Genomic DNA, 25,275 nt, shown 5'->3' on the forward strand with positions numbered 1-25,275 from the left:
GGGAGCGCCAACAGGGCGCCCCTCGGGTCCAGAGGCTGATGCCTTGCTGGCACGGCGTCAACCGTAGGCGCGTGCCTTGGGCGATGCCGTTGTTGCTAAATCCGTGAGCAGCCTTTCGGTTTCGGATCGCACCCTCGTGATTGCGGCATCCTTCACCGGCCCGTAGCCGCGGATATCCATCGGCGCCTTTGCGATGGCAATGATGTCGGGCAGATGCGCCGCGTCGAGCCGGTCGAGGATCCGCACGATCAAGGCCTCGTACCACGCGACCAGCTCGCGCTCCGCGCGCCGCTCCGCTGCGTAGCCGAATGGATCGAACGGCGTTCCGCGCAATCCCTTCAATCGCGCCAGCATGGCGAGCGGCATCTGGATCCACTGACCGAAGGCGCGCTTGCGCGGACGGCCGCGTGCGTCGCGCTTGGATGACAGGAACGGCGGGGCGAGGTGATATTGGATGCTGTAGCCGCCCTCGAACTCACGCTTCAATTCGTCGAGGAAACCGGTCTGCATGTGGAGGCGCGCCACCTCGTACTCGTCCTTGTAGGCCATCAGCTTGAACAGGGAGCGCGCGACCGCTTCGGTCAGCACCTCGCTGTTCAGCGGGGCTTCGGCGCTGCGGATCTTCGCGATGGTCGCCCGATAGCGCATCGCATAGGCGGCGTCCTGATAGGCGGTGAGGAAATCGGCGCGCCGGGCGATGAGCTGGTCGAGCGTCTCGGCCTTGGGCGCCTCGTCCGTCTTCGGCACAAAGTCCGGATCGGCTGCGGCGATCCGGCCCCAGGCAAGGGCCTGCTTGTTGCGTTCGACCGCGACGCCGTTGAGCTCGATCGCGCGCAGCAGCGCTTGCAGCGAGACCGGCACGAGCCCGCGCTGCCAGGCAAAACCGAGCATGATGATGTTGGCATAGACGGCGTCGCCGAGCAGCCGCTCGGCGAGCGCATTGGCGTTGATCGTGTCGAGATTGCCGTCTCCGATCACGCGGCCGATCGCGCGCAGGCGGGCAGGCGAGGCGAGATCGGTGTCGCGGAAGCGGACGACGTCGCCGGTCGGCATCTCCGCGGTGTTGACAGCCGCGCGCGTGTCGCGGCGATAGGTGCCGGACGCCTTTGGTGAGGAGCTGACCACGAGGTCGCATCCGATCAGCGCGTCGGCCGCCCCCTGGTCGATGCGGACCTGGTGGAGCGCCTCGGGGCTCACGGCAAGCCGGACATAGCTCAGCACAGGCCCGAACTTCTGCGCAAAGCCTGTGAAATCGAGCACCGAGACGCCGCTTCGTTCGAGATGCGCCGCCATGCCGATCAGCGCGCCGACCGTGATCACGCCAGTGCCGCCGACGCCCGTCACCAGCAGGTCATAGGGACGGTCGAGCGTTGTCCGCGCGGGCAGGGGAAGCGTAGCCGCGTGGCCGAGCGCGTCGATCTGGCTCGCGCTTTTCTTCCGGCGGATCGCGCCTTCGACGGTGACGAAGCTTGGGCAAAAGCCGTTGAGACAGGAAAAGTCCTTGTTGCAGGTCGAGAGATTGATCCGGCGCTTGCGGCCGAACGGCGTCTCCCTCGGCTCGACGCTGAGGCAGTTGGACTCGACCGAGCAGTCGCCGCAGCCTTCGCAGACGAGATCGTTGATGTAGGCGAAGCGTCTGGGATCGGCGGTCTGCCCGCGCTTGCGCCGACGCCGTTTCTCGGTGGCGCAGGTCTGCTGATAGATCAGCACCGACACGCCTGATACCTCGCGCAGCTCGCGCTGCACGGCGTCCATCTCCTCGCGCGGATGGATGGTGACACCGATCGGCAGATCTCCCGGAGAAAACTGCGTGGTATCGTCCGACACCAGCGCGATGCGCCCAACGCCTTCGGCACGGACGCTATGTGCGATGGCATGCACGCTGACGGGTCCGTCGACCGGCTGGCCGCCGGTCATCGCCACGGCATCGTTGAACAGGATCTTGTAGGTGATGTTGGTCCCGGCGGCGATCGCCTGCCGGATCGCCATCGAGCCGGAGTGGTAGTAGGTGCCTTCACCGAGATTCTGGAACACATGCTTGTGGCCGGTGAAGCGTGACGACGCCGCCCAGTTGACGCCTTCGCCGCCCATCTGGATCAGCGAGGAGGTCTCGCGGTCCATCCAGCTCGCCATGAAATGGCAGCCGATGCCGGCCAGTGCCTTGGAGCCTTCCGGCACCTTTGTCGACGTGTTGTGCGGACATCCGGAGCAGAAATACGGCGTGCGCGTCGCACCGCTGACATTGATCGTGCGCGCGGCCTCCGGCATCAGCGCGGCTGCGCGTGCGGCGAGATTGAGGCCCGGGAACATCGGATCGAGCCGGCGCGCGAGCACGCCAGCGAGCGCACGCGGCGACAATTCGCCGATCCAGGAGATCAGCCGCGCCCCTTGCTCGTCGTGCTTGCCGACCATGCGCTCGGGCTTTGCGCCCGGATAGTCGTAAAAATACTCCTTGAACTGGCTCTCGATGATGCCGCGCTTTTCCTCGACCACGAGGATCTCGCGCTTGCCCTTCACGAAGTCCATCGCGTCATGCAGCGCCAGCGGCCAGACCATGCCGACCTTGTAGACGTCGACGCCGATGTTGCGGCAGGCCGCTTCATCAAGGCCCATCAGCCGCAGCGCCTCCATCAGGTCGAGATGCGCCTTGCCCGTCGTGACGATGCCGTAAGTGGCATTGGGAATATCGTAGATGTGGCGATCGATCGGATTGGCTTTTGCGAAGGCGTAGACCGCGTGCTTCTTCGCCTCCAGCCGCTCCTCGATCTGCGGGCCCGGCAGGTCGGGCCAGCGATAGTGCAGTCCACCCGGCGGCGGCGTGAAGTCGGGTACGCGGAAGGCACGGGGCGGGTGCAGCGCGACGGATGCGCCTGACTCGACGATCTCCGAGATCGCCTTGAAGCCGACCCACATGCCGGAGAAGCGGCTCAGCGCGTAGCCGTATTCGCCGAATTCGAGATATTCGCTGACGCTTGCGGGGTGCAATGTCGGCATGAACCAGCTCATGAAGGCGACATCGGACTGGTGCGGCATCGACGAGGAGACGCAGCCATGGTCGTCGCCGGCGACGACCAGCACGCCGCCACGCGGCGAGGAGCCATAGGCGTTGCCGTGCTTGAGAGCATCGCCGGAGCGATCGACGCCTGGGCCTTTGCCGTACCAGAGCCCGAACACGCCATCGACTTCACGATCTGCCTGCGTTTCGACCTGCTGCGAGCCGAGCACCGCGGTTGCCGCGAGGTCTTCGTTCACCGCAGGGAGAAATTCGATGCGGTCCCGCCTGAGCCGCTCCTGGATGCGCCAGAGCTCGAGATCGATGCCGCCGAGCGGCGAGCCGCGATAGCCGGAGATGAAGCCGGCGGTGCTCAATCCAGCAGCGCGGTCGCGCCGCGCCTGGTCGAGCGCGATACGGACGATGGCCTGCGTGCCTGTGAGGAAGACGCGGCCCTCCTCGCGGTCGTAGCGGTCGGACAGCTCATAGGTGTCGAGTGACGGAACGGCGTCCATGCGGACCTCCCGCGGCATCCCTGCCGGATGGAGGAAGGCTAGGCCCGGGCGGCTGGTAGGTCCTACCTAACTTTCCCGACGATGCGCCTATTATGGTAGAATTATCCCATATGGGATATAAAACGGTAAAATAACCCATTCCGGTGAGAGTCATGATCGAGGAGCAGGACGCGCGGATTCTCGCGCACCTTCAGAAGGATGGCCGTGCCACCAACCAGCAACTCGCGGAGGAGGTCGGCATGTCCACCTCGGCGTGCTGGCGGCGGGTGCGCGCGCTGGAGGTGAGTGGCGTCATCCAGGGCTATGCGGCGCTGGTCGCGCGCGAGCAGGCGGGCTTTGCGATGTCGGCCATCCTCCACGTTTCGCTGGAACGGCATGACGCAAAATTCGTCGACGAGTTCGTCGCGCGGGTGACCACGCGGCGCGAGGTGCTGGAGTGTTTCGCGACCACGGGCGATGCCGACTATCATTTGCGCGTCGTCGTCCAGGACATGGCGGCCTACAACCGCTTCCTCGACGAGTTCATGTTCCGCATTCCCGGCATCCGCTACGTCAGGAGCAACGTGGTGCTGAAGGAGATCAAGACGAGTGTGGCGCTGCCGTTTTGATTGTGCGGGACGTGCCGTGGTGCCGTAGGGTGGGCAAAGGCGCGCCTGCGCCGTGCCCACCATCTCGCCCCCATTACGAATGCCGTGGGCACGCTTCGCTTTGCCCATCCTACGGCACCTCTACGACCGCTGTTCCCGCACAAACCTGTTCCGCAACGTCCCGATACCGGTGATGTCGATTTCCACGATATCGCCGTGCTTGATGTCAGGCGATGCGCCGTCCGTGCCCATCCAGATCACGTCGCCGGGCCATAGCGTGAAGTACTTGGTCAGCTCGACAAGGAATGGCACCACACCAAAAATCATGTCGTTGGTGTGAAAGCGGTTGGTCTCCTTGCCGTTGACCCGGACAATCGTCTGCATCTTGGCGAGATCGGCCTCGGTCTCTATCCACGGCCCCATCGGCTTGAACGTGTCGGCATTCTTCGAGCGCCACAGGCTGCGGTCCGCCTTCTGCCAGCTTCGTTCGCTGACGTCGTTGCCGATGGTGTAGCCGAACACGCAATCCATCGCGTTCTGTTTGGTGAGATGCTTCACCTTCTTGCCGATGACGACGACGAGCTCGCCTTCATAGTGGATCTTGTCCGTCGCGAAGGACGGGATCACGACCTCCTCGTCATGGGCGATCAGCGCGTTCTGGGCGCGATAGCCGATCTCGGGCCGATCAGGCACGGCCGGCACCTCCCCGCGCTTGTCGGCGGCTTCCTTCAGGTGCTTCAGATAGTTCAGGCCGACGCAATAGAACGTGCGCGGGACCAGCGGCAGTTCGATCTTGACCTCGCTAAGTGGATGCGTGCGCGAGGTGCGCTGCCATTCGCTGAAGGGATCGCCGTCGACCGCGATCACCTGGTCGTTCTCGATAATCCCCCAGGAGGTTTTCTCCGAGGCGGTGAATTTCAGCCAGCGCATGCCGGATCCTCCAGTTATTCCGCGGCATCGCGCGGCTGTACCTTCCAGGCGCCGGCGGCAGGCCGCTTCAACCCGAGATTTTCCCGCAGCGTCCTGCCGCGATACTCCTTCTGGAACAGGCCGCGGCGCTGCAATTCCGGTACGATATGTTGCACGAAATCGGCGTAGGAGCCGGGCACGTAGGTCGCAGCGATGACAAAGCCGTCGCAGCCGCGCTCGACGAACATCTCTTCGAGCTTGTCCGCGATCTCCTTGGGACCGCCGACCATGGCGTCGTGCACCTGGCCGCGGCCGGAGAAGGTAACGAAGTCGCGCGCGCTCGGATTGCTCTTGCCGGAGTTCTTCAGCACGCCGTCGCGGATGCCCAGAATGCCCTGCATGCTCTTCAGCTCGTCGTTGGTCAGCGGCTCGTCGAGACCCTTGGAGGCGAAATCATAGTTGAGCGCCTCAGCCAGCAGCGACAGCGCGTCGATCTCGAGCGGCAGCTTGTTGATCAGCGCCATCTTGTCTTCGGCCTCCGCCTTGGTCGCGCCGCAGACCGGCGTCGTCAGGTTGCAGAGGAACATCTGGTCGGGATCGCGGCCGGTTTTCGCGGCTTCGTTGCGCACGGCGGCATAGCCTTCCTTGGCGCCGGCGAGATTGCGCGCGGCGGTGAAGATCACCTCGCCCCATCGGCCTGCAAAGCGCTGGCCGCGGCCGGATGCGCCGGCCTGGATGATGACGGGATGGCCCTGATCCGAGCGCGGCACGGTGAAGGGACCACGGGACTTGAAGGCCGCCCCCTTGTGATCGAGCCGCTTCACCTTGGCCGGATCGGCAAAGCGGCCGCTTGTCTTGTCCATGATGAGCGCGCCGTCTTCCCAGGTGTCCCAATGGCCGAGCACGACTTCCATGAATTCGTCGGCGCGATCGTAGCGCGAATCATGTTCGGGATGGGAATCGCGGCCCATGTTGAGAGCTTCGCCATCATTGAGCGAGGTCACGACGTTCCAGCCGGCGCGCCCGCCGGACATCAGATCAAGTGTAGCGAAGCGGCGCGCGACATCGAAGGGCTCGTAATAGGTGGTCGAGCAGGTCGCCCCCAAGCCGAGATTCTTGGTGACGAGGCCCATCGTGGTCAGCACGATCAGCGGGTCCATCTTCACGCAGCGGATGCCGTATTCGACGGTATGGGCGTGATCGTTGCCGTAACGATCGGGCATCGCCAGCCGATCGTCGAAGAACGCCATGTGGAACTTGCCGGCTTCGAGGATTTTGGCGATCTCCTGATAATAGTCCGCCGACATCGAATCGTCGCGCGAGTCCGGATGCCGCCACGAGCTCGGCAAATTCGTGCAGTTCTGCGCCTGGAGGAAGCCGACCAGTACCATCTGCCGCGTCATGCTGTTCTCCCAATTTCCGTCAGGCCAGATCGAGCACGGTATCGAGCCGGTACTCGCGCGCCAGCGCGCGCAGCTTTTCCCAGGTCGCATCCTCGATCTCGAGGCCGTCGCGCAGGCGTTGCTGCTCGCGCAACCCCTCGATCTCGCCGGGATAGAACACGCCCTTGCTGCCTTCGGAGGGCGGCGTGGATTTCAGATAGTGCGCGAATTCGGCGACCTCGCGCTTGAACTCCTTCAACGGGCGGAAGGCGGCGACATTGAACACCGCCATGAAGCATCCGTCATTGTGACGTCCGGTCGGTTCGACGCCGAAGCCGAGACCGGTGAGCAGGCCGCACAGCACCTCGACCATGGCGGCGAGGCCGCTGCCCTTGTAACCCTCGGTGCCGCCGAGCGGCAGCAGCGCGCCGCCCTTGCGATACTGGGTGGGATCGGTGGTGTGCCGTCCCTCGGCATCGATGATCCATCCGGTCGGAATCTCCTCGCCGCGCGCGACTGCGAGCTGGATCTTGCCGGCCGCAACCGCCGAGGTTGCCATGTCCAGATAGAACGGCGCGTCGAGATCGGACGGCACCGCAATCGAGATCGGGTTGGTGCCGAGCCGCGCCTCCTTGCCCCCGAACGGCGCCACGTGCTTCGGCGAGCGACCGGAATCCGCGGTCGCAATCCCGATCATGCCTTCGCGCATCGCCATCAACGGATAGGCGGCGAGGCGGCCGACATGACTTTGGCGGAACACGGTGCAGGCGGCGACGTTCGCCGTCTTCGCCTTCTCGATCGTCAGTGCCATCGCCTTGGCGTTGACGTGGAAGCCGAACCCCCACTGGCCGTCGATCACGGTCGTGGTCGGCGATTCCTGGACGATGGACCATTTCGCGCCTGGAACGATGTGGCCTGCCTTGATGCGGTCGATGTAGGTCGGAACCGCGATCACGCCATGGGAATCATGGCCGGCGAGATTGGCGTTGACACAGCCGACGGCCACCGCATCGGCCTCTTCCTCGGAGGCTCCGGCGGCGCGGAGCAGTGCTGCGCTGATGCGCGTGAGTCGGTCGGCCTCGACGATGGGCATGGCGTTCCCCGGCATTGTGCCCTTAACGGGCTGCTTGTTGTGAGCCATCGTCTCAAAGCGCGGGAGCGATATCAATCTCCCGTAAACCAATACAGGGCTGCAAATTCGCAAAGAGAGCGCGCCTTTGGTGGGAGATTCCTCCCGTGCGGCGGCATTCCCGACAGTTTGGCGCCGGTCGTTCGCAGCTCGTTCACTTTGATCGAGGGTTTGCAGCGCGCAATAACGACCACTTAGGCGGTGGCCGTTCATAAAGCGCCCGGGAAAATTAGGCAGAAATGCCCGGGAGCTGAGATCGTGCAGACGACCCTCGCGCGCACCTTTGCAGCGTTGAGCGCCATCAACGAAGCGATCCTCTACGCGAAATCGCCGGACGAGCTGTACCAGAAGGTCTGCGACGCCGGGTTTTCGAGCGGGGATTTTTTGGCCGTCGCCGTGTTCCTGGTCGGACCGGATGGCCGGCGGCTGTGCTTTGCGGCCGGCTGCGGCGATGACGTCGCACGGCTGCGTTCGCTCGAGATCACCACTGATGCCGGCACCGCCGAGGGAGCGGGCGTCGGCGGCGAAGCATTTCGCGATCAGAGGCTGAGCATCAGCAACGATTACCTGAATGATCCTCGCTCGCTGGCGTGGCGCGAGGGCGCAGCCAAGGCCCACATTGGCGCGGCCGCGGCGCTGCCGCTGCTCTGCAGCGGCAAGAGCGTCGGCGTTCTGTATGTGACCCGCAGGGAGGCCGGCTCGCTGAACGAGCAGATGGTGTCGCTGTTCGAGCGCATGTCGGCCAACATCTCCTATGCGTTGGACAATTTCGCGCGCGAGACCGCGCGGCAGACCAGCGAGCGGGCGACGCGACGGCTCAACCGCATGTTTGGCGCGCTCAGCGCGACCAACGAAGCCATCCTGCGCGCCAAGACCGAGCATGAATTGTATCAGCTGGTGTGCGATGCTTCCGTACACGGCGGCAAGTCGCTGGCGACATTCGTTCTGCTGAAGGAGCAGGACTCGCATTGGCTAAAGCCCGTCGCCGGCACCGGTGAGAATCTGGAGATCGTGGCCCGGACCCGCTACTCCGTCGATCCCGAGAATCCTTACGGTCGCGGCATCTCCGGCGAGGTGTTCCGGACCCAGAAGCCGTTTGTCGAACGCGATCTCGCGCGTCGCACCAAGGGGACGCCGTGGGAGCAGGCCAATGTCAACACGGGCGTTGCCGCCTGTATCGCGGCTCCCCTGATCCAGCATGGCCAAAGCATCGGCGTCATCCTGTCCTTCCTCAGCCAGTCCTGGGCGAAGGACGAGGAAGTTGTCGCGCTGATGCTGCGCATCGCCGAGAACGTCTGCTTTGCCCTCGACAATTTCGACCGTGAGGCCGAGAAGGCGCAGATCGCGGCCGAGGAAGAGCGTCTGGCGCGCATGTATGCGGCGCTCAGCGCGACCAATGAGGCGATCTTGCGTGCGCGCTCACGGGCCGAGCTGTTCGACCTCGTCTGCGAGGCCACGGCGAAAGGCGCCAAGTTCACCTCAGCCACCATCGCGCTGGTCGATCACCATGCCGAGCTGCTCCGGGTGGTCGCCTGCTACGGACCGAACGCGGATACGGTGCGCTCCTTCAAGTTCTCCACCTCCGACGAGGTGCCCGAGGGGCGGGGGCTGACGGGAACCGCCTTCCGCACGCGCCAGCCCTGCATTAGCAACGATGTGCTGTCCGACGACCGGATCGCGCCGTGGGCAGCCAACGCCCGCCGCAACGGCATCGGATCCTCCGCGGCGCTGCCGCTGTTCAACGGTGATCGCGTCGAAGGAATATTCCTCTTCAACTCGCCGGAACGCGGCACATTCACGCCCGAATTCGTCGAGTTGCTGCAACGGCTCCAGGCCAATGTCGCCTTCGCGCTCGAGAATTTCGATCGCTCGGACGAGAAGGCGAAGGCGGAGATGCAGCGCAATCGCCTGCGCGGCATGCTCGAGGCGCTGAGCGCGACCAACGAGGCAATCATGCGCGTGAAGACCCGCGCCGACTTGTTCGAGGCGGTCTGCGAGGCGGCCGTGCTCGGCGGCACCTTCACGTCCGCCACCATCGCCATGGTCGATCCGACGGGGCGCCACCTCGACATCGCCGTCACCAAGGGCGAATGCCGCAGTCACGTCGAGACATGGCGTTTCGCGACCTCCGCCGATGAGCCAGAAGGGCGGGGACTCGCCGGCACCGCGTTCCGCACCAAGGCGCCTTGCGTGGCGAACGAGCTCCTCACCGACGTTCGTGCGACGCACTGGCGCCGTATCGCGCGGGACCAGGGCACGAAGTCTGGCGGCTGCTTCCCGCTGCTGAAGAACGGCGCCGATGCTGTCGGCATCCTGCTGTTCCTTTCGCCGGACGAAGGCACCTTCACGCCTGATCTGATCCAGCTGCTCGGGCGTCTGGCGGAAAACGTCTCCTTTGCGCTCGACAATTTCGACCGGGCCGAGGAGCGGTCGCGGACCGAGGCGCAGAAGGAGCGCCTGACGCGCATGTTCGCCGCGCTGAGCGCCACCAATGAAGCGATCGTGCGGGCCAAGTCGCGCAGCGAGCTGTTCGAGCTCGTATGTCAGGCCGCGTCCACCGGCGGCAAGTTCACCTCGACGACCATTGCGCTGGCCAGCGCCGACAGCGATCAGCTCGCGATCGTCGCGGCCGCAGGGCCGTCCGCCGAAACCACGAGGAACGTTCGTCTCTCCATCGACGCCGACCGGCCCGAAGGCCGCGGCATGAGCGGGACGGCGTTTCGAACTCGCCGGCCCTGCATCAGCAACGATTATGTCAATGACAGTCGTGTGAGCGCCTTCCATGCCGTCCTGCAAGGCGACGGCGCGCGTTCCGGCGCGGCGTTCCCGCTCATCACGCACGACCAGCCCGTCGGCGTCATGATCTACATGTCGACGGAGCAGGAGACCTTCACGGCCGAGTTCGTCGAGCTGTTGCAGCGCCTCGCCGACAACGTCTCCTTTGCGATGGAAAATTTCGATCGCACCGACGAGAAGAACGAGGCGGACGAGCGGATCGAATACCTCGCCTCGCATGACAGCCTGACCGACCTGCCGAACCGCGAGACCTTCAACGGGCTGTTGCGGGAGGCGATCGACGAAGCTCAGCGCCACGATCACCGTTTCGCGGTCCTGTTCATCGATCTCGACCGTTTCAAGGTCATCAACGATTCGCTCGGCCATGAGGCCGGCGATCTGCTCCTGCTCGAAGTGGGGAACCGGCTGCGCGGTGCGCTGCGGGCAACCGACGTGGTCGCGCGCCTCGGCGGCGACGAGTTCGTGGTGATCCTCGACCAGTGCGGTGAGATCGACGACGTCCAGCGCATAGCGACCGGGCTGCTCACGGCGCTTGCCGAGCCCATGGAGCTGGCCGGCCACGAGTGCCACACCACGGCCTCGATCGGCATCGCGATGTATCCGGCCAACGGCTCCGACGTTCAGACGCTGACCAAGAACGCCGACATGGCGATGTATCTTGCCAAGGAAGACGGCAAGAACGGCTATCGCTTCTTCTCCAATGAGGTCAAGACGCAGTCGATCGAGCGGCTGTCCCTGGAGAGCGCGCTGCGCCGGGCGCTGGAGCGCGAGCAGTTCTCGCTGAACTACCAGCCCAAGGTGGACATGGAGACCGGCCAGATCACCGGCGTCGAGGCGCTGCTGCGCTGGACGCATCCGGATCTCGGCAGCATCTCGCCGGCGCAGTTCATTCCGCTTGCGGAAGAGACCGGGCTGATCGTGCCGATCGGCCGCTGGGTGGTCAAAGAGGCCTGCGCGCAGGCCATGGCCTGGCAGCGCCGCGGCCTGTTGCCGGTGTCGATGGCGGTCAACCTGTCGCCGCGGCAGTTTGTCGACGAACATCTGTTGCAGGACGTCGACGAGGCGCTGGCGGCCTCCGGCATGTCGCCGGTGCTGCTCCAGCTGGAGGTCACCGAGAGCATGATGATGCGCAATGTCGGGCGCGCGCTGAAGGTGCTCGACGCCATCCAGAGCCGCGGCATCCGCCTCGCCATCGACGATTTCGGCACCGGCTATTCGTCGATGTCGCTGATGAAACATTTTCCGATCGACACCATCAAGATCGACCGCTCCTTCGTGCGCGACTTGCCGCAGGATTCGGAGGACCAGGCGATCGCGCAGGCGATCATCAGCATGGGCAAGGCGCTCGGCATGACCGTGGTCGCCGAAGGCGTCGAGAACGCCGAGCAGGAGGCGTTCCTGCGCACCCATGGCTGCGACGAGATGCAGGGCTTCCTCATCTCCAAGCCGCTGCCGGCACGGCAGATGGCCGAGCTGTTGCGGCCGATGGTGCTGCCCGTCGCGCCGCCGCTCCAGCCGGAGCCGGACATTGCCGCCGAACAAGCCGCAGCGTTACGGCTGAAACGCGCTGTCATCTGACGGCTGCGGGTGCAGCTCGCGGACGTTGTCTTGCTTGGTTTCCGCCTTGCGCGGAAAATCATCCGGCCAGGGCTGCGAGGTCTGCTCGGCGAACAGCTCCAGGAGGGCATGCGCACCTTCGGCAAAGCTTGAGCCGTCGCCGAGGCCGAGCTCACAACACCACACCTGTCGCATAGGCTCGTGCGCGTCGACCACCGCCATGGCCGGCCCCCACCACCAGGCCGGCGCGGGCGAGCGTTCGTCCTCGGGCACGGCGTGCCATAGGACGAGCTCGTCCATCACGCGCTCGAATTGCAGGCTTGCGGCCTGATGCATTCGCTCCGTGCTCCCTGGGCGGCGCCTGAAAGCAGGCCGATGCCCGGACTCGATCGTGGCCTTCGCTGTGAAGAACAGGCTCGCGCTATTGGCGGAGCCTCACATGCCGCTTCCATTGGCGGCCATAAGAGCAACATGCGGCGGTCGGGACATGCGCCGCCGTCGGCTGTGATCATCTCTTTAGCCGCTCAGGGGCCCGACCGGCAAGTCGCAATACGGGCGTCTAGCGCGTCCTGAGCGGATGCGCCTTCTGGTGCCAGGCCCAGGCGGTCCGGATCACCGTCGGCAGGTCGGAGTGGCGCGGCACGAACTTCAGCACCTTTCTCGCGGCGGAGACATCGGCGACCAGATAGGTGGGATCGCCCGCGCGGCGCGGCTTGACGGTGTGCGGCACCTCGCGCCCGGTCTCCTGCCTGATGGCGTTCAGGATCTCGCGGACCGAAAAGCCGGAGCCCGTGCCGAGATTGAAGCTGCCGCCGGCATGTCCGGTTTCCAGGAGCTTCAATGCAGCGACATGCGCCGCAGCGAGGTCGGTGACGTGGATGTAGTCACGGATCGCGGTGCCGTCGGGCGTATCGTAATCGTCGCCGAACACGGCGAAGTCGACATGGCCCTGGAGCGCCATCATGGCGCGCGGAATGAGATGCGTTTCGTTGTCACGCAGCTCGCCGATGCCGCCGGCCGGGTCGGCGCCGCTGGCGTTGAAATAGCGCAGGCAGAACGCGCCGAAGCCATAGGCCGCGCGATAATCGGCGAGCATGCGCTCGATCATCCATTTCGACGCGCCGTAGGGATTGATCGGCGCGCAGGGGAAGTCTTCCGGCAGCTCCTTGGAATCGGCGTTGCCGTAGACGGCGCCGGTCGAGGAGAACACGATGCGTCGGCAGCCCGCGTTGCGCATCGCCTGCAGCAGCGACAGCGTGCCCTGAACGTTGTTGATGTAATATTTCTGCGGGTCGGTCATGGACTCGCCGACGAGGCTTGCCGCCGCGAAATGCATCACCGCCGTGACCTTGTGGTCGGCGAAGGCGCGCGCCAGCGCGGCGCCGTCGAGCAGGTCGCCCGTCACCAGCGGGCCGGCGACGAAGCTGCGATGACCTGTCGAGAGATTGTCATAAACGACGGGCTGATAGCCGGCGGAAGACAGTGCGCGGCAGGCATGCGAGCCAATATAGCCCGCGCCTCCTGTGACGAGGACGGTCGGTCGATCGGTCATGTCGTCTTCTACTCTTCTCTCAGCGATTGGAAGGCCGTTTGCGGCTGAAGAGAAGATAGAGCGCGCGAGGGTTGGTGGTCAAATAGCGCCAGAGCAGGCGGCGCGGCTCGAGCCAGGTGCGCCAAACCCATTCGAGGCCGATTTTCTGCATCCATTGCGGCGCGCGGGACCGGCTGCCCGATAAAAAGTTGAACAAGCCGCCGGATGTCTTGATAACGCCAACATTGGTCAGCAGCGGCGTGTATTCCTCGACGAATGCCTGCTCATTGGGCACGCCGAGCGCGACCCAGAGGTAGTCAGGCGCGAGCGCGTTGATCTCCTCGACCTTCGCGCGCAGGTCCTCGCCGCGGAGATAGCCGTGGCTGTATCCGACGATCTTGAGCTCCGGATAGAGCTTACGGACGTTCTCGACCGCCGCGGTGTTCTCGGCCTCGCTGGCGCCGAACATGTAGAAGGTACGGCCGAGCGCTTCGGCCTTGCGTGCGACGACGTGGAACAGGTCCGTCGTCGCGACGCGCTCGGGCAGTGGAAACCAATGTTGTAGCCGCGAGGCCGCGACCAGCGGCTGGCCATCGGCATTGATGAGGTCGGCGCCGCGGAACAGGCGCTCGGTCTCCGCTTCGGTCGAGCAGCGCGCCAGCACCTCGCCATTGGCCGAGGTCAGATGCAGCGGACGGCCGATGCGTTTGCCGGGATCGGTGGCCGCGATCATGAAATCGGCGGTTGCTTCCATGTCGAGCGCGGCCATGCGAAGGCCGCCGACGGTGATCCGCGGCACGTCGGCGGTTGCGGCCCTGCCGTCCAGATTGACGCGGCGCTCAAGCATATTGTCTGCCTCGCTGGCGCGCCTGGGTTGCGGGCGTGAGCTCGTCGAGCACGACGCCGACGAGCTTGCGCTCGGCGCGGCCGAGCGTGTTCAGGATTTCTTCCAGACCGTCGTTGATGTCGAGGCTGGTCGGCAGCACCGCCACCAGCGCGTCGGCGTTGCCGAGCAGCTTGCGGCTGCCTGTGTTGAGCGGCGTCACGGGGCCGTCGAGGATTACGAGATCGTAGCCGCCGGCGGCGCGCGCCTGCTCGATCGCCTTGCGGATGGCCTCAGCCGCCTTGCCGGCATCGCCGTCGGCAGCCGGCAGCACCGAGATGTCGTTGACGGTCTTGATCTCGCGCGCGGCCTTGCTGCCGATCGAGAGCCAGCCAAGCTTGCTCGGCTCGCTCTTGCCGGGACGACTGACCTTGTTCGACAGCGAGTGCGCCTGATGGTCGGCATCGATCATCAGCACGCGGGCGCCGTCGCGCGCGGCGGCGAGCGCGAAATTCAGCGCCGTCACGCTGCGCCCGGTGGTCTCGCCGGCACCGACGAGTGCGATGACCGGCATCGCCTTGCCGCCGGCGCGCCGGGCGACAGCAATGCGCATATCGCGCCAGGCGTTGAGAAGCGTCGTCAGCGGAAAGCCGGGGCGGAGCGTCGGCCAGCCCAGCCGGGTGAGATCGACGCCGCCGCCGGTGGCGAGGATGGCGCCGAGCGTGTGGATGACGTCGGCCTCCTGGAGGCGCGCGATCAGCGGCTTTCCGATCAGCGCATTTTCGTCGATCTCAGGCTGCAGCGTTGGCGCGGCGAGTTCCGGCAGGGCCTGTGCAACCTCCGGCGCTAGCGGAGCCGGTTGGGGCTGGGCGACCTCAGGAGTTCGCGAAACCTCCGGCGCTCGGGGTGTCGGCGGTGCGGGCGTGCGCTGGGGACGGGCCGGCGCGGGCGCCGGCGCGATCGCGCCGGTGGACAGAAGCTCGGCCGCAACGAACCAGCTTGCAGCGGCGAGCGCGCCGAAGATGAAGCCGATCATGGCGAACATGCTCATCGCCGGCGGGAACGAGCGCCGCTGTGGCACCGTGGCTTCACCGATGACGCGGGCCGCCGAGGTGTTCAGCGTCTCCTGTTCCTCGGTTTCGCGCGAGCGCTTGAGGAAGGACTGATAGACGTCGCGGCTGGCATCGGCCTCGCGCTCGAGTTCGCGCAGGCGCACGGCAGCCTGGCTGAGCTGGACGCTCTGCCGCTTCTGCGCTTCCAGCGCGCGGTTGAGCGAGGCTTCGAAGTCGCGGGCGCGCGTCAGATCGTTCTTGGCGGACTGGGCGAAGCGGTCGATCTCTTCGTTGATGGTGCGCTTGAGATCCTCGACCTGCTTCTCGGTCTGGCGCAGTGCCGGGTGGCGCGGGCCGAGCTCGCCGGCCTGCTCCGCATATTTCTTGCGCGCGTCGGCATATTGCGCGCGGAGGTTCGCGATGGTCGGCGATTGCAGCGCTTCCGAATTCGCGCCGGCATCCGCCGCCGTGCGCCGGCTCGCCTCGATCTGGTCGAGCCGCGCCTGCGCATCCATCGTCGCAGCGCGGGCCGCAGAAAGCCGCTGGTTGCTGGCGGAGAGCTGCTGATCGCTGATCAGCGCGTCCTGGGTACCGACGAAATTGTTCTGGGCCTTGTAGGTTGCGAGTGTCGTTTCGGCGTTGCGCAGCCGCTCGCGCAGCTCCTTCAGACGGCCGGAGAGATCGTTGGTGGCGCGCCGTGCGGCCGAAGCCTGCGAGTTACGGGACTCCGCGAGGTAGGCGCTGGTCAGTGTGTTGGCGAGCATCGCGGCCTTTGCCGGATCGGTCGACCAGACCTCGATATCGACGATGAAGCTCTTCTCGGTCTTGCGGATCGTGATGTGCCGGTTCAGCGCATCGAGTGCCGCCAGCTGTACTTCCTTCTTTTCCGCGGCGGAGGGCGCGGGAGGATGAAGGCCGATCAGGCCGAGCAACGACGACATCAGGCTCCTGGCGTCACCGCCGCCGCCGAATTCGGGGTCCTTGTCGAGACCAGCCTGCTGGATCACCTGGAGCAGCACGCTGTTGGACGTGATCAGGCGCGCCTGGCTCTCCACCACCATGGCCATGCCGGAGACGTCCTGCGCGCGCGGCGTGAGCTCGCGATCGACGAGCTGAAGCTCGCGCGGGTCGACATAAAGCTGGGCGGTCGCGGTGTAGCGGGGCGTCAGGCTCTTGCCGACCGTGACGGCAAGCGTCGCACCGAGGAGGGCGGCGGCGGCAATCGCGACCTTCCGCCGCCAGAGCAGATTGACGAGCTCCAGCACATTGAAGCCGGCCTGAGGCCTCTGCTGCGGGGTCTCCGGTCCGGCCCGATCTATCGGCTGGTTATAGTCAAGCATGATCCCCAGCTTTCATTCCAACTGCCGCAGGCTGAGGGGTTACTCTTCGCTCCACGCCACGCACCCGGGATATAGGTGCCCAATCAACGCAACAGGGAAAATTAACCATACTCAGTGAGGGACTATTCACTGAAATGGCAAACAAAGCGTTTAAGCGCATGCCACTCGTCGACGCGTCGCCGTGGCACGGGCGATGGCGGGGACCTTCGGAGATTAACGGTTCGTTACCGCGCGCAGCGAGGCCGCAAGGCTTCGCTCGTCCTGCGATGGACTGCGCGCTTACCATGGTGATCAGCTTTTCCGAAGGATGACGTGATAATCGCCGCGGCGAACGTCGGTCCCGCGCGGGAGGACGGCATTCAGCACGGCTGCGCCGGCATCGACCAGCGCGGCGAACAGCGGCTTGCGCCGGCGCATCTCGGGATAGCGCGGACTCTCGACCTCGCGGCGGTAGATCATCTCGAGGCCGTTAGCGGCTGCGAATGCTTCGAGCCGCGGCAGCGTCACCAGCGGATGGAAGAAGGTCGGGAACGGCGGCTCGCCGGGCAGGCCGGCGTCCTTGATGCCGCGGATATTCCGATAGAACCAGACGTGAAACCAGTGCGGCGAGTACTTTGTGACGACGCCTGACAGCGAGCGCGGATTGGGCGCGCCGATCAGGATCATCCCGCCGGGCTTGAGCGCGTCGCGGAAATTCAGGAGCGCGGCATCGACATGGGGCAGATGCTCGATGACGTTGTAGCAGATCACCAGATCGAAGGTCTCGCGCCCGAAACGGTAGGTCTGCACGTCGCCGAGGATCGCCTCGTCCGCGTAAGTATTGTTGCGGACCTGGTCCTCGTCGATATCGACGACGGTGACCTTGCTGCGGTTCAGCAATTCCGGCGGCAGAACGCTGCACGAGCCGCCGCCGGCTTCATAGGTTGCGAGCTGGCCCTGCGGCAGCTCGCGGCGCAGCACGTCGTGGACGGCGAGCAGGCTGTCGCGGGCTTCGCCGGGGACAAGATCGTGCAGCGCCTCGGTGCGTGAAGTGGCCGCCGGAATTTGGATCGCCGTGGCTGTCGCGAAATCGATCGTGGCTGGCTTGTTCATTTTTTCTGACCGCGCTTGTTCGACTCAAATTTACAGGAAAAATCCCGCATGCCCGAAGAGCAAATCCGATGCCGCGCCGCTTCACCGGTCGCGGTGCTTACGGGCGGGTTAATGCGCATAGGCGTTAACTACGGCATCGTCCATGTTGGGCTGTTACCGGCGCAATGGACTGCGAATTGCACTATCACGCATGCAACGTTTTGCAGGAGAAACACGCGAAAGCGGTTAAGTGCATGTATGCGGGGAGATCGGGTGGCTCGGCGCCGTTTTGCGCCCCTCGCCGGCCGTTCATTTTGGGCCGGATCTGTCCCGCGGCGATGTGCCGTCGCAGGACGGCGCCGATCCGCGCGGTTGACGCAGGGTTTTTTCAATAAATCTCGGACATCTAGAACGCCATGACGCTGATCCCGACAGACCTTTCCGCCAGCCGGATCTCGGATGCCGTGCGCGATCCCAACCGGGAGATCGCGGCGAGCTCCCGCGTCATCGACCTGTCGGTCGGCATCGTCGTCTGCATCCCCTGCTTCCGCCGCCCACAGCATTTGCGGCTGACGCTGGACTCGCTCGCCAGCCAGCGCACTCCGCGCTCCTTCGCGGTGGTCATGGTCGAGAACGACGCGGTGGGGCGCGAAAGCGCGCCGGTTGCCGCGGAGTATCTGGCCGACGGCCGGCTCCAGGGCGTCTGCCTGGTCGAGAAACGGCAAGGCAATTGCCAGGCGATCAACGCCGCCTTCGAGACGGCGCAGGCGCTGTTTCCCGCCGCGACGCGCTTCCTGATGATCGACGACGACGAGATCGCCTCGCCCGACTGGCTCGAGCTGATGGTTCGTACCGCGGAGGCGACCGGCGCCGACGTGGTCGGCGGGCCGGTGCTGCCGGTCTTCGACGACGACGGCAAGCCCTGGCTCGCGCGTCATCCCGCCTTCTGCCCCGCCTATGATTACAGCGGCGCGGTACCGCTGATCTATGGCTGCGGGAATTGCCTGATCACACGTGCGGCGTTCGAGCGGTTCGATCGACCCGCCTTCGACCTGCGCTTCAATTTCCTCGGCGGCGGCGACTGCGATTTCTTCGTGCGGTGCCGCGATGCCGGCATGATCTTCCACTGGACTGCCGAGGCGGTCATCACCGAGACCGTGCCGCAAAGCCGCACCAGCCTCGGCTGGATCGCCAAACGCGGCCTGCGTATCGGCGCCATCAATTACCGTGTGCAGTACAAGGCCGCACAAAGCGCGGGGGCGCGGGCGCGGGTGTTCGCGCAGATGCTCGGACGGCTGCCGCTGTCGCTGGTGCGTTCCGCTCGTCTGCTCGCGACATCGAAGGCCGTCGTCGCCATGCATCCGGCGCTGGTCGCGTTCGGCTCCCTGCTGGCGGCATTCGGCATCGAGCCGAAGCCGTACGAGGCCTCGAAGATCGTGTCCTGACGTGACAGGGTCGGATTAGATGCCGAAGCGGGCGAGGGCGACCCTGAGCGTGGCGCGCGGCAGCGCCTTGAGAGAGCGTCGTCCGACCATCCCGAGATAGCCGAAGGCCTGGCGATATCTGCCGAAGCGGACCGCTTGCATCGCAGAATAGGTGACGAGATGAACCTCGGCCGCCAGGCGCAGCCCGGCTGCCATGCCTTCGGGCAGCCGCGCCAGGATCAGGCCATCGTCGAACACCCGCGCAATCGCCGGGAAGAAATCCTTCGGCGTCCGCACTGCGGCATTCATGGTGTTGGCGGTGTGCAGGCGATAGTCGAGCAGCAGCTTCGGTGCGAACTCGAACTCGCCGATCGCGGCGAGGCGGCACCAGCAATGCCAGTCTTCGCAATATCTGAGCGAAGTGTCGAAGCCGCCGATGGCGCGAAAGGCCTCCGCACGTGCGAGCGCGATGCCGCCATTGACGATGAAGTTGCCACTGGCGAGCCGCGCCAGCACGTCGCCCGACGGCTTGCGGCGTCCTTTCAGCAGGCCGCGTCGGCCGATCTGCCGCCCCTCGCTGTCGATCGTATCGTAGTCGCCGTAGACGAGAACCGCGCGCGGAGCGCCACGTGCCGCCGCCAGCAGCGCCGCCACCGCGCCGGGGCGCAGGCGGTCGTCGGCATCGAGGAAAAGCAGCCACTCGCCGCTCGCATGCCGCGCGCCGAGATTGCGCGCCGCCGATACGCCGGAGGAGTCGTTGATCATCAGCCGCAGCCGCGGGTCACGAATGGCGCGGACGATGGCCGTGGTGGTGTCGCTCGAGCCGTCGTCGACGACGATCACTTCGCTGATCTCGCCTTGCGCCAGTGCGCTGGCGAGGGTCTCGCCGATATAGGCTGCGACGTTCTTGGCGGGAATGACGACGGACACCGATGTGGTCTTGCTCGCCGGCAGCGGCTGACGCACCGCCGGAGCGAGGCGCGAGGTAGCCGGCAAATCGAGAACGTCTTCGGCGGTAATCAGAGCCACGGCTCGCCTTTAAGGGTCTGTTAACCAGGGCGCATCTGCCGAACTGGCATTGCGATCAATCGCAACATTGGCCCGCTGCGAATGATACTCGGATTACAGCCAAATCGTTGCCGCGAGGGCCTGTGCGTCCCTGGTTTCGTAGATTAGCGTTAAGCCGGTGGCATTAAGCCTGTCGCAAATTTGGAAGAGTGCGACAGCCGGTCCCATGCGAGAATGCGGACGTGATTGCCGCGGATGGATCCAGTGCCCGCAAAGACGTTCGAACACGACCCCGATGCCATGGTCCTCAACCTCTTCTATGAGGACAAGGACGATCGCTGGTTCCCCGGCGACCGGCATCTGCGGCGCATGGCGCGCCGCATGTTGCTCGGCGAGCCGCGCATGAGCGGGCAGCTTCGCGTGTTCCTCAATCTCTGTGCAGGACTCGAGCGGCTCGGCATCCGCTACCGTGTCAACGACTTCGGCTACATCGCGCAGCATACCGACGAACTCGCCTGCATCATCGGCCGCACCTTCCTGCTCGACAAGTTCGCGTGGAAGAATCCGATCCTGCTTGGAGTGGCCGCCCACAATCATCCGCTCGACGACCCCGATCTGTTCAAGCGGCTGCCGGTGAAGAAGGTCGTGGTGCCCGGCCCTTGGTATGTCGACATGTACCGGCCGTACTGGCCCGACACGGAGGCCTGGCCGATCGGTATCGATACGGATCTCTGGGCGCCATCGGCGCCGTCGCAAAAGACCGTCGATGTGCTGATCTACGACAAGGTCCACTGGGACCGCGAGCGCTATGCGCCGGAGCTGATCGAGCCCGTCCGCGCCCGGCTTCTGAAGGAGGGCCGCTCGTTCACGGAATTGCGCTATGGCAGCTACAAGGAAGAGGACTACCAGGCCGCGCTGGCGCGTTCGCGCGCGATGATCTTCCTGTGCCAGAACGAAAGCCAGGGCATCGCCTATCAGCAGGCTCTGTCCTGCGGCGTGCCGGTGTTCGCGTGGGATCCCGGCGGGCCGTGGCGAGACCCCGATTATTATCCGCACCGCGTCCAGTTCGCGCCGGTGTCGTCCGTGCCGTATTGGGATGACCGTTGCGGCGCCAAATTCCCCGACATCGCGGGCTTCGAAACGGGCTGGGACAGTTTCTGGGCCGGGTGCGCCGCTGGTACGTTCGATCCGCGTGGCTTCGTGCTCGACAATCTGACGCTGGAGCAGCGCGCGCTGCAATATTACGAGATCGCATGCAGCATCGTGCGGCCGCAGGCGGTGTCGCAGACCCCCGGCATGCTGGTTGACGGATGCTTAACAGGGACGGGCTAAAACCTGAAACTTCCTCGGCTTTACCACCTGCCTTGAGCCATGGATCGCAGCGCCACTGACATGACCGACGTCGAGGCCCGATCGTTGGGCCACGTCCTGCACGATGGGCTCGCGGGGCTCAATGCCGTGCGGGCGGCGCGCTGCCTCGTTGCGGTCGCGGCGCTGCTGCTTGTGCTGGTGACGCTCGATCCGTTTCCCGATCTTCGCAACGAGGACGTGACCACCGTCGTCGGCGGGCGCATGGCGCTCACCTATATCTCCTGGGGCCTGCTGGCCGCGGTCGCGATGCTGCTCGTCGCCGCGACCGATGCCCCCGCGCTGAAGAGCCTGGTGACCCCGCTGCATCTCTGTCTCGTCGGCTGGCTGTTGATCAACATCGTCTTCTCCGAGAGCCGCGGCGTTTCGATCCAGCGCTTCGTGCTGGCGATCAGCGTGACGTCGCTCGCAGTGCTGTTGCCATTGCTGCCGCCGACACAGCGGACCTTTAACCTGTGCCTTGGCGGCGCCGCGCTCGTGCTGTTGGTGCTGTGCTATCTCGGCGTCTTCCTCGCGCCGCAATATTCAATGCACACCGCGCTCGACCTCACCGAGCCGCAACTTGCCGGCGATTGGCGCGGCAGTTTTGGTCACAAGAACATTGCGTCGCCCGTGATGACCATCCTGGTCTATGTCGGCATCTATCTCTGCGCCGTCGGCTCGTTCGTGATGGGCCCGGCGATCGCAGCACTTGCCGGCATCTTCCTGATCTTCACCGGCGGCAAGACGTCGACGGTGCTGTGCCTTGCGATCTACGCGCTCGCATCGCTGGTCTATGTCACGCCAAGCCTGTGGCTGAAGCGGCTGATCTGTTTCGTGCCGCTGATCGTGATGAACCTGCTGACGGTCGGCAGCGTCCTGAGCCCGGCGCTCGGGGCGATGACGCGGCTGCTTCCGCTCGATCCGACCTTCACCGGCCGTTCGGCCATCTGGGAGTTCGCGCTCGCGGCTGTTGCCGAGAAGCCGATCATCGGTCACGGCTATGCGGCCTTCTGGGACGACGTGACCGCGCGGCAGACGGCCCAGGGTTCCGAATGGGCGACGTCGGCCGCTCACAGCCACAACAGCTATCTCGATCTCGCGGTCACCATCGGCTTGCCGGGGCTGTTGCTCGTGATCCTCGTCTTCGTGGTCGCCCCGCTCGGCAATTTCCAGTCAGCCCGGGCTCACAACCGTAGTCGCGCGCTGGCAAAACTGTTCCTCACCGTATGGCTGTTCGGCTTGTATTACGGGGCCACCGAGACCTTCCTGCTCGAACGGCAGAATCCGATCTGGTTCTTGTTCGCTCTCGCCGTGGCAGGCCTGCACCTCCTGGCCAGGTTCCAATGCGTCGAGCAGATGGAACCCAGCGCTGACAGCTTGTCGCAACCCGGGCGGCAATAGTGGCATCGGCTTAACGATAAGCAGCGACGTCGCTTGTGGTCTGCGACAAAACATAATCTATCTCAAGACATTCAGTAATCGTATGTCCCGCGGATGACGTTTCTCAGCGTCGAGCAACCAGATGGTCTTGTGTCCAGCGCGTCGGGAATCGCCGTCGATTTCGTGCGTGACTGGCGGCAGGCCGCATTGCGTCTGGGCGCGGGGCATCGCACCGCATTCCAGCATGGCTACTGGCTCGGCGCATGGTACGAGGCGTTTCACGATGTTGCGCCGCTGATCGCATTGATCTCCGATGCCACGACCGGCAAGGACATCGCGGTGGTGCCGATGATCAGCCACATCAGGCGCGGCATCCGCATCGTCGAATTCGCCGACCTCGGCGTCTCCGACAACAACGCGCCGGTCCTGGCGCTCGATGCCGAGCTGGACGTCGATGCCGTCAACAAGGCGCTGGTCGACGCGCTGCGCGAGCTGCCCGACCGCTTCGACCTGATGCGTCTGAAGAAGATGCCGGCTCATGTCGGCGGCAAGCCGAACCCGCTGGTGTCGCTCGGCCGGGTCGGATCCTGCTCGCTCAACGGCAATCTCGTGCTGACGGGCGACAATTACGAAGACTATCAGGCGTCGATCAAGCGCATGCAGATGCCACGCTGCTGGCGCGTCTTCAGCCGGCATGAAGGTGCGCGCTTCGAGGTCGCCACGGATGTCGCGCGGGCGCACGAATTGCTCGACGTGATGGATGTCCAGCAGCAGGCGCGCATGAGAAAGCTCGGCTCGCGCTTCGTCCTCAACGACCAGGCTCATGCCCGATTTTATCGCGAGGTCGCCCGCCAGGGTGTTGCGGAAGGCTATGCCGTCATCTCGGCGCTGGTCTGCGACGAGGCCGTCGTCGCCACCACGCTCGGCGTCAGGTTTGGTGCGACATATTTCCTCCTGCGCATCAGCCACGCCGGCGATTCATGGTCGAGCTGTTCGCCGGGGCTGCTCGTCACCGAGCGCACCATGGCGGCGCTGCATGCAGAGGGCGTGCGCCGTTTCGATCTCAGCATCGGCAACCAGGACTACAAGCGCCGCTTCGGCGCCGAGCCAGTCCCGTTGACCGATGTCAGCATCGCGCTGTCCTGGCGCGGCGCGCCCTATGCATGGCGCGACCATGCCGCCCAAGGCCTGCGCCGTCATCCGAGGCTCGCGGCCCTGGCCGCCCGCGCGATACGCAAGATGCGGTGACGGAGCCCGTCATATCGAGAGGCCCGCACTGAAGGCGTCCAGCAGCGCGCGACCCTGCGGCCAGTCGCCGAGCCCGCTCGACGCATTGATGTGGCCAAGTGCGCCCAGCACGATCAGACCGGACTTCCAGGCGCGCGCCCGCTGCTGCGTCTTCTCGAGCCCGCCATAGGGATCGTTCGTGCTGGCGATGATGAGGGAAGGGAATCGCAGCGCGCGGTCCGGTACCGGCTTGAACGCAACGGCGTCCGCGGGAAAATTGGCGCCATCAGGATCGGGCGCCGCGACCAGAAAGGCACCCGCGATCGTGGATGGGAAGCGCGTGGCCCAGTGCGCAACCAGCAGGCAGGCGAGGCTGTGTGCGACCAGCACCGGCGGCTTCGCGCAGCGCCCGATCGCCCGTTCCAGCGATTGCTCCCAGTCGTCGAGGTCCGGCCGGTCCCAGCTCGCCGGCTGAAATCGTGTGAAGTGCGCATCGGCGTGCTCCCAGATCGTCTGCCAATGGGTGTCGCCGGATCCGCCGAGACCGGGCAATGTGATGATGTCGTGCATGATCGTCCCGTGATATCTGGAATGGAGGCGCAGTGTGTCCGATCCTGGCGCTGCGTCACATGGCAAGTCATCGGCGGAATCGATCATCTGCCGATGATCTCAAGGTGGAATGGAGAATTTTCTTGGATCGTTTCGGGAGCATCGACGCCAAGGATCTGAAGATCCTGGAGGCGCTGCAAGCCAATGCGCGTGTGCCGCTGTCCGAGCTTGGCCGTTCCGTCGGGTTGTCCCAGCCGGCGGTCTCCGAACGCGTCAAGCGGCTCGAGGAAGCCGGGATCATCGAGGGCTACGGCGCCCGGATCAATCCGCGCGCACTCGGCCTCGGCCTGATGGCATTGGTGCGCCTGCGCACCACGCATGAGCACATCAAGACCTGCCTCAAACGATTTGGCGAGATTCCCCACATCGTCGAAGTCCATCGCGTGACGGGCGATGATTGCTTCGTGTTGAAAGTGCTCGTTCCGGCGCCGGAAGATCTGGAGACGATCGTGGATCGCATCGCCGGCTTTGGCGCGGTCACGACCTCGCTCGTGCTGCGGAGCGAGCCGGTGCGGCCGATCGGCCGGGATCTCGTCAGGAGGAAAGCCGCGCGGAGTTGAGCAGTGATCCGCGGAGCCGGCGCGTCATCGCAC

18 protein-coding genes are annotated in these 25,275 nt (G+C 65.2%); 7 read left to right on the forward strand and 11 right to left on the reverse strand.

All coding sequences use genetic code 11. From position 1 onward, the window contains the following. Window positions 1–57: 57 nt before the first annotated feature. Window positions 58–3,507: an indolepyruvate ferredoxin oxidoreductase family protein gene (locus JQ627_RS10470; RefSeq protein ID WP_212484149.1), complete on the reverse strand. Its 3,450-nt coding sequence runs from the start codon at window positions 3,505–3,507 to the stop codon at window positions 58–60. A gap of 152 nt (window positions 3,508–3,659) precedes the next feature. On the opposite strand from JQ627_RS10470, the gene JQ627_RS10475 reads away from it, so the two are divergent. Then, window positions 3,660–4,115: an Lrp/AsnC family transcriptional regulator gene (locus JQ627_RS10475; protein WP_212484150.1), complete on the forward strand. Its 456-nt coding sequence runs from the start codon at window positions 3,660–3,662 to the stop codon at window positions 4,113–4,115. Between the two features lie 120 nt (window positions 4,116–4,235). Here JQ627_RS10475 and JQ627_RS10480 read toward each other — a convergent pair whose 3' ends face one another. The 3 genes from JQ627_RS10480 to JQ627_RS10490 are packed head-to-tail and all read right to left on the reverse strand — an operon-like array spanning window position 4,236 to window position 7,478. Continuing rightward, window positions 4,236–5,024, reverse strand: coding sequence for a fumarylacetoacetate hydrolase family protein (locus JQ627_RS10480; protein WP_212484151.1), 789 nt, complete (start codon window positions 5,022–5,024; stop codon window positions 4,236–4,238). 14 nt (window positions 5,025–5,038) lie between these two features. Continuing rightward, window positions 5,039–6,406, reverse strand: coding sequence for an LLM class flavin-dependent oxidoreductase (locus JQ627_RS10485; protein ID WP_212484152.1), 1,368 nt, complete (start codon window positions 6,404–6,406; stop codon window positions 5,039–5,041). 19 nt (window positions 6,407–6,425) lie between these two features. Next, a complete protein-coding gene (locus JQ627_RS10490) occupies window positions 6,426–7,478 on the reverse strand; it encodes an Ldh family oxidoreductase (RefSeq protein ID WP_212484153.1) in 1,053 nt (350 codons plus the stop codon). Between the two features lie 294 nt (window positions 7,479–7,772). Between JQ627_RS10490 and JQ627_RS10495 the strand changes: the two genes are divergently transcribed. Then, complete coding sequence (locus JQ627_RS10495) at window positions 7,773–11,888, forward strand: GAF domain-containing protein (RefSeq protein ID WP_212484154.1); 4,116 nt, start codon at window positions 7,773–7,775, stop codon at window positions 11,886–11,888. Here the strand turns inward: JQ627_RS10495 and JQ627_RS10500 are convergent. The 5 genes from JQ627_RS10500 to JQ627_RS10520 all read right to left on the reverse strand — a co-directional run bounded on the left by JQ627_RS10500 (window position 11,862) and on the right by JQ627_RS10520 (window position 17,705). Further along, entirely contained in the window at window positions 11,862–12,203 is a 342-nt protein-coding gene (locus tag JQ627_RS10500) for a hypothetical protein (RefSeq protein WP_212484155.1), read from the reverse strand. The two genes, JQ627_RS10495 and JQ627_RS10500, sit on opposite strands and share 27 nt — an antisense overlap. Window positions 12,204–12,426: 223 nt before the next feature. Next, entirely contained in the window at window positions 12,427–13,419 is a 993-nt protein-coding gene (gene galE, locus JQ627_RS10505) for a UDP-glucose 4-epimerase GalE (protein ID WP_212484156.1), read from the reverse strand. A gap of 19 nt (window positions 13,420–13,438) precedes the next feature. Then, window positions 13,439–14,245: a WecB/TagA/CpsF family glycosyltransferase gene (locus JQ627_RS10510; RefSeq protein ID WP_212484157.1), complete on the reverse strand. Its 807-nt coding sequence runs from the start codon at window positions 14,243–14,245 to the stop codon at window positions 13,439–13,441. Next, the gene (locus JQ627_RS10515; RefSeq protein WP_212484158.1) at window positions 14,238–16,613 is read right to left on the reverse strand and encodes an exopolysaccharide transport family protein; all 2,376 of its coding nucleotides are present in this window, start codon (window positions 16,611–16,613) and stop codon (window positions 14,238–14,240) included. The genes JQ627_RS10510 and JQ627_RS10515 overlap by 8 nt, the downstream gene beginning before the upstream one ends. 291 nt (window positions 16,614–16,904) lie before the next feature. Then, window positions 16,905–17,705 (reverse strand): methyltransferase, encoded by an 801-nt coding sequence (locus JQ627_RS10520; RefSeq protein WP_212484159.1) that lies wholly within the window; start codon window positions 17,703–17,705, stop codon window positions 16,905–16,907. Window positions 17,706–18,100: 395 nt separating this feature from the next. Here JQ627_RS10520 and JQ627_RS10525 point away from each other — a divergent pair, with 395 nt between their 5' ends. Further along, on the forward strand, window positions 18,101–19,129 hold the full coding sequence (locus tag JQ627_RS10525) for a glycosyltransferase family 2 protein (RefSeq protein ID WP_212484160.1): 1,029 nt from the start codon (window positions 18,101–18,103) through the stop codon (window positions 19,127–19,129). Between the two features lie 15 nt (window positions 19,130–19,144). Here JQ627_RS10525 and JQ627_RS10530 read toward each other — a convergent pair whose 3' ends face one another. Next, window positions 19,145–20,131 carry a glycosyltransferase gene (locus JQ627_RS10530; protein ID WP_212484465.1) on the reverse strand — a complete coding sequence of 329 codons (987 nt, stop codon included), beginning with the start codon at window positions 20,129–20,131 and terminating at the stop codon, window positions 19,145–19,147. A gap of 249 nt (window positions 20,132–20,380) precedes the next feature. Here JQ627_RS10530 and JQ627_RS10535 point away from each other — a divergent pair, with 249 nt between their 5' ends. The 3 genes from JQ627_RS10535 (at window position 20,381) to JQ627_RS10545 (ending at window position 24,094) form a co-directional block, all read left to right on the forward strand. After that, the gene (locus JQ627_RS10535; protein ID WP_212484161.1) at window positions 20,381–21,448 is read left to right on the forward strand and encodes a glycosyltransferase; all 1,068 of its coding nucleotides are present in this window, start codon (window positions 20,381–20,383) and stop codon (window positions 21,446–21,448) included. 39 nt (window positions 21,449–21,487) lie between these two features. Then, on the forward strand, window positions 21,488–22,867 hold the full coding sequence (locus tag JQ627_RS10540) for an O-antigen ligase (protein WP_212484162.1): 1,380 nt from the start codon (window positions 21,488–21,490) through the stop codon (window positions 22,865–22,867). A gap of 93 nt (window positions 22,868–22,960) precedes the next feature. Continuing rightward, the gene (locus tag JQ627_RS10545; RefSeq protein ID WP_212484163.1) at window positions 22,961–24,094 is read left to right on the forward strand and encodes a GNAT family N-acetyltransferase; all 1,134 of its coding nucleotides are present in this window, start codon (window positions 22,961–22,963) and stop codon (window positions 24,092–24,094) included. A gap of 9 nt (window positions 24,095–24,103) precedes the next feature. On the opposite strand, the gene JQ627_RS10550 is transcribed toward JQ627_RS10545, so the two are convergent. Further along, window positions 24,104–24,643: an alpha/beta hydrolase gene (locus JQ627_RS10550; protein WP_212484164.1), complete on the reverse strand. Its 540-nt coding sequence runs from the start codon at window positions 24,641–24,643 to the stop codon at window positions 24,104–24,106. Window positions 24,644–24,765: 122 nt separating this feature from the next. Here JQ627_RS10550 and JQ627_RS10555 point away from each other — a divergent pair, with 122 nt between their 5' ends. Then, entirely contained in the window at window positions 24,766–25,242 is a 477-nt protein-coding gene (locus JQ627_RS10555) for an Lrp/AsnC family transcriptional regulator (protein ID WP_212484165.1), read from the forward strand. The last annotated feature ends 33 nt before the right edge of the window (window positions 25,243–25,275 follow it).

Source organism: Bradyrhizobium liaoningense, from assembly GCF_018130785.1.
In the GTDB taxonomy this organism is placed as follows: Bacteria; Pseudomonadota; Alphaproteobacteria; order Rhizobiales; family Xanthobacteraceae; genus Bradyrhizobium; species Bradyrhizobium liaoningense_A.

What these genes read in the sequence shown, in the direction of transcription:
- JQ627_RS10480 (WP_212484151.1), bottom strand. Translation starts at nt 5,024, where the DNA reads ATGCGCTGGCTGAAATTCACCGCCTCGGAGAAAACCTCCTGGGGGATT.
- galE (WP_212484156.1), bottom strand. Translation starts at nt 13,419, where the DNA reads ATGACCGATCGACCGACCGTCCTCGTCACAGGAGGCGCGGGCTATATT.
- JQ627_RS10490 (WP_212484153.1), bottom strand. Translation starts at nt 7,478, where the DNA reads ATGCCCATCGTCGAGGCCGACCGACTCACGCGCATCAGCGCAGCACTG.
- JQ627_RS10540 (WP_212484162.1), top strand. Translation starts at nt 21,488, where the DNA reads ATGGATCGCAGCGCCACTGACATGACCGACGTCGAGGCCCGATCGTTG.
- JQ627_RS10550 (WP_212484164.1), bottom strand. Translation starts at nt 24,643, where the DNA reads ATGCACGACATCATCACATTGCCCGGTCTCGGCGGATCCGGCGACACC.
- JQ627_RS10475 (WP_212484150.1), top strand. Translation starts at nt 3,660, where the DNA reads ATGATCGAGGAGCAGGACGCGCGGATTCTCGCGCACCTTCAGAAGGAT.
- JQ627_RS10520 (WP_212484159.1), bottom strand. Translation starts at nt 17,705, where the DNA reads ATGAACAAGCCAGCCACGATCGATTTCGCGACAGCCACGGCGATCCAA.
- JQ627_RS10485 (WP_212484152.1), bottom strand. Translation starts at nt 6,406, where the DNA reads ATGACGCGGCAGATGGTACTGGTCGGCTTCCTCCAGGCGCAGAACTGC.
- JQ627_RS10515 (WP_212484158.1), bottom strand. Translation starts at nt 16,613, where the DNA reads ATGCTTGACTATAACCAGCCGATAGATCGGGCCGGACCGGAGACCCCG.
- JQ627_RS10545 (WP_212484163.1), top strand. Translation starts at nt 22,961, where the DNA reads ATGACGTTTCTCAGCGTCGAGCAACCAGATGGTCTTGTGTCCAGCGCG.
- JQ627_RS10525 (WP_212484160.1), top strand. Translation starts at nt 18,101, where the DNA reads ATGACGCTGATCCCGACAGACCTTTCCGCCAGCCGGATCTCGGATGCC.
- JQ627_RS10470 (WP_212484149.1), bottom strand. Translation starts at nt 3,507, where the DNA reads ATGGACGCCGTTCCGTCACTCGACACCTATGAGCTGTCCGACCGCTAC.
- JQ627_RS10500 (WP_212484155.1), bottom strand. Translation starts at nt 12,203, where the DNA reads ATGCATCAGGCCGCAAGCCTGCAATTCGAGCGCGTGATGGACGAGCTC.
- JQ627_RS10510 (WP_212484157.1), bottom strand. Translation starts at nt 14,245, where the DNA reads ATGCTTGAGCGCCGCGTCAATCTGGACGGCAGGGCCGCAACCGCCGAC.